We start from the raw sequence: 4,137 nt of genomic DNA, 5'->3' as shown, positions 1-4,137 counted from the left end.
TCATCGGTAAGCGCCAAAGATTCCAGCAATTTATTCCGAGCAATCAGTTGCTTGAGCAGAGCTTCCCGTTCCGATTCCGATTGTTGCAATAATTCCTGCAAGACCTCAATCTCCGCATACATTTCCATCGGGTCTAAGGCTTGCAACAAACTGGTTTGGGTGATAATTCCCCCGAGTTCCCCTTCCTTCCCCACTACCACTAATCGATGAACCCGCCGCCGTTGCATCTGCTGATGAGCTTCCCACAGGGAGGCATCTGGTGGAATCGGAAATAGGGGCGCACTCATCACTGTCGAGGCTTTGAGGCTCTCCAGGTCCAGTTCAAGATTGCGGAACTGTAACATATCCCGTTCGGTGATGATACCCACGGGGCGAACAGGTTTGATTTGACAGCTATCTGCCGACCAAACTCCCCATGTTGAATCGAAAGAAGTTAATCCCGGGTGATCAGCTTGAGCGAGCACTACGGAACTGACGTTATAAATTGCCATGAGTTTGGCAATATTGATCACCGGGGTAGAGACCGGGGCATGAATCACGCGAGTGCTCATCACTTCCGCCACTCGCCGCAGACGCATAAAATCAATCGGTTTGAGGACGCTGCGGATACTCTGTTGGGTGAGGATACCCAGGAGGGTTCCATTCGCATCAAACACGGGAAGATGGCGAATTCCATGCTGGCGAAATAGGGTGAGTACGGTGACAATATCTTGATCCTCTGTTGAGGATTCGGTCAGGGTCAAAACTTTTTTGGTCATCACTTCGCCAATGGCCACCCCTTTAATTTCTTGAGAGGCCGCAATCATTCTGACCACATCCCGTTCTGTAAAAATCCCGATTAACTGCTCCCGTTGAGTCCCGTTTCCTCGCTCAGAGTCCAGAATGAGGACCCCACTGGTTCTGGCCCGACTCATCAGGGTGATCACGTCGGATACAGTGGTATCCGCCGTGGTGGTGATGGGTTGGGGATTGATCGCCTGTCTAAGAGAAGACACAAACATTGCAGCTACATCTTTTTGTTAAATCTCCCCATCACCCTTTAGTGTAAAGGACGAATGCACAATCGTGATAGATTGAGGTCCTGGTGGTGGAGTCCCTCCAAGAGGATGTCGGAGGGGAGCTAAATTGCCGACTTTGCCTCTACTGTAAAGGTTTTTACCCGACTCGGAGCAACCGGGTTGTCCAGGAAATGGGGGGTTAGGCTGAGAGGGTCCGGCGATCGCCTCGGTTTGGGAATTTACGGAAAACATCACCGAATCGTTTCGGCATATCGCGTTGGATGTTAACGAACCGGGATAAAATACTTTTTGACTGAAAATTCTGAGTTGAATAGAGGAGAACTACTTTGAAGCGACTATTATCCATCGTTTTGCTGGCGATCGCCGTCTTGACTGTTGCCTTCGTGCCTCCTGCCTTCGCTGGAGATGCTGCCAATGGTGCCAAAGTCTTTAGTGCCAACTGTGCCGCTTGTCATACCGGTGGCAATAACGTGATTATGGCCAACAAAACCCTGAAAAAAGATGCCCTGGAGCAATATGGCATGAATTCTCTTGACGGCATCATCACCCAGGTCAAGAAGGGTAAGAATGCCATGCCTGCTTTTCTGGGTCGTTTGAATGACGCTCAAATCGAAGATGTCGCCACCTACGTTCTCGAACAAGCTGAAAAAGGCTGGTAGATTGCTAGACTCATCCCCAATGATGAGGCGACTACACTGAAAGTCCTTTGAAACCTCCGCTTTCGGATTTCGGCAATTTGTGCATTTTCAAATTAAACCCCTCTGGCTGCCGGAGGGGTTTTTTGCGCCGATCTGTACCTCTGGTGATTTGGCGATCGCCCTGATATTTGTTATCTTGGTCCAAAACCGTTTGAAAAAAGCAAGATAAAACCTGTGGTTCCTTTACATGATGAAACGCCAACGGAAATTACCCCTTATGTCACTTATGGCCTAATCGTTGTTAATATTTTGGTCTTTTTGTACGAAGTTTCTTTACAACAGCAGGGACAGTTAGATGCATTCTTGCAAGACTGGGCAGTAGTTCCCCAACAACTCACCGCCAGTTTTGCCGGAGAACCGACCCCCAGTGCGTTTCCGGAATGGATTACTCTATTTAGTTCCCAGTTCCTGCATGGAGGTTGGTTGCACCTGGGGGGGAATATGTTATTTCTGTGGATTTTTGGAAATAACGTAGAGGACTGCTTAGGGCATATCAAATACATTATCTTTTATTTAGCCTGTGGTGCTTTAGCGGTTTTAACTCAGTGGTTCTTTTCAATGGATTCCACCATTCCCTCTTTAGGTGCATCTGGGGCGATCGCCGGAGTCATGGGTGCTTACATCCTGCGATATCCCAAATCCAAAATTCTCACCCTCGTTCCCTTGGGATTTTTCCTGACTACATTCCGCATCCCTGCCTTCTTCTTTTTAGGATTTTGGTTTGCCCAGCAAGCATTCTACGGCATAGCGGGTCTATCTCAACAAACCAATATTGGGATGGAAAGTGGTGGGATTGCCTATTGGGCGCACGCCGGGGGATTCATCGTTGGGGCAGTTTTAGGTCCATTACTGGGGTTGTTTAACAATCGGCGATCGGTCTAACTCACCCTGTCCCTATTCTCCAAGTTCAACGTCCCGACTTCAGTCGTTTCCCAATATTCCTAAAAGGAGTGAGAGCATCTAACTCGCCATCTGAAAAAAGCGAGCGAGACGCTCGCACTCCTTTTTTATAGACACAATGTTCCTCTCTCTCACAAAACTTTCCTCGTTCCCAGGCTCTGCCTGGGAATGCTCTCTTAGAGGCTCTGCCTCCTATCTCGTCCAACTCACACTCCTCACTTCCATTCCCCCTGCAACGTAAACGCTGCCCAAAAATAGGGAGAGTTCCGGTCCTCACTGGCCAACATCTCCAACTGCGCCTCCCGCAACGCTTGGGCTGGAGTCATCTGCTGTGAGAGCAACTTCCCATAAAAACTCGACATCAACTCTGCCGTTGCTGCATCATCCACATTCCATAAAGACACCACCAACCGAGGGGTTCCGGCATACATAAACCCCCGAGTCAACCCCACCAACCCCTCACCGCGAATCGAATCCCCCAGTCCCGTTTGACAAGCCGAAAGTACCACCACTTCAGCATTCAACTCCAGGTTAAAAATGTCATGCAGCCGCAAAAATCCATCCACCGCATTCCCCCGTTCATCCACCAGGGATAACACCACCCCCGAGAGTTCCGGCGCACTGCTACTCACAAAGCCGTGAGTGGCAAAATGCACCATTTTATACTGACTTAAATCCGTATTCGCCACCGTGGCCCGAGAGGCATCAAAATCAAACGCCGACATCGCCGCATCTGCCGGGACTAACGCCAAAATCGCCTCCGCTTCCTGCCGGGTCCCCGGCAGGGCCGGAATCGGACGCCCAATAATTGTATCCGCAGAACGGTTCACCACAATCCGACCCAAATCTGATGCCTTCACCGCACTTTGTCCCGTCACCCGTTCGTCATCCAGTTCAAACACCGGGTCCGCAATTAACGCGACAGTTTTCGGGGCCAATTGCCGTCCCGCATCTTGTTCACGCAGAATCGCTAACGTCGAGGAAGAAGGCAGATTAATAATTTCATGATTCACCAACAACGGCGTCAACTCCTCCCCACCTCCCGGAGTCGGTAAGGCTGCAAACGGGATAAAATTCAACACGCCATCGGCAACCACTAACAACCGCTTCCCAGGCAATTTATCCGCAACTGGAGACAGCAACATCTGACTGAGTTGGGTCGCAGAAGCATTAATTTGGGGAATGTTAGGAGAAACCGTAATATTGCGACTCTCACCTCGATAGTCGGGATTTTGCATTAACCGATAAAATTCCTCACCCAGTTCCTCAATTTGCGATCGGGAGGGGAGTTCATAAACCTCCACACTGTCCGGAGTCACCGCCCAGAGGAAACTACGGTCTTCGCCTAGGGAATATTGTAAGAGCAAAGTATCCTTGTCAAGAACCTGCTGCTGAACTTGTTCGACAGTCAGGGGTTGAGGTTGAGTCAGGGCAGCATACCGGGGGCTAGTCCGACGAATTTCCGCCCTTAATTCATCCAATTCCCGTAACAAGGTATCAAGTTCTTGTTTAAGAGCATT

Annotated in this window: 4 protein-coding genes; 2 read left to right on the top strand and 2 right to left on the bottom strand. The window is 49.8% G+C overall.

The genetic code is table 11. The features are described 5' to 3' along the window. A partial coding sequence (locus tag J0895_RS23990; protein ID WP_207090503.1) for a CBS domain-containing protein occupies positions 1–1,001 on the bottom strand: 1,001 nt, incomplete at its 3' end. A 344-nt stretch (positions 1,002–1,345) separates the two neighbouring features. On the opposite strand from J0895_RS23990, the gene petJ reads away from it, so the two are divergent. Both petJ and J0895_RS23980 read left to right on the top strand, forming a co-directional pair. Next, positions 1,346–1,678 carry a cytochrome c6 PetJ gene (gene petJ / locus J0895_RS23985; protein ID WP_207090502.1) on the top strand — a complete coding sequence of 111 codons (333 nt, stop codon included), beginning with the start codon at positions 1,346–1,348 and terminating at the stop codon, positions 1,676–1,678. Positions 1,679–1,891: 213 nt separating this feature from the next. Further along, on the top strand, positions 1,892–2,599 hold the full coding sequence (locus J0895_RS23980; protein WP_207090501.1) for a rhomboid family intramembrane serine protease: 708 nt from the start codon (positions 1,892–1,894) through the stop codon (positions 2,597–2,599). Positions 2,600–2,832: 233 nt separating this feature from the next. Here the strand turns inward: J0895_RS23980 and J0895_RS23975 are convergent. Next, positions 2,833–4,137: CHAT domain-containing protein (locus J0895_RS23975; RefSeq protein ID WP_207090500.1), on the bottom strand; the 1,305-nt coding region annotated here is incomplete at its 5' end.

This window comes from Phormidium pseudopriestleyi FRX01, assembly GCF_017313335.1.
GTDB classification, from domain to species: domain Bacteria; phylum Cyanobacteriota; class Cyanobacteriia; order Cyanobacteriales; family Laspinemataceae; genus Laspinema; species Laspinema pseudopriestleyi.
The sequence above is the reverse complement of the archived record's forward strand: the minus strand, read 5'-3'. Positions and strand labels throughout refer to the sequence as shown.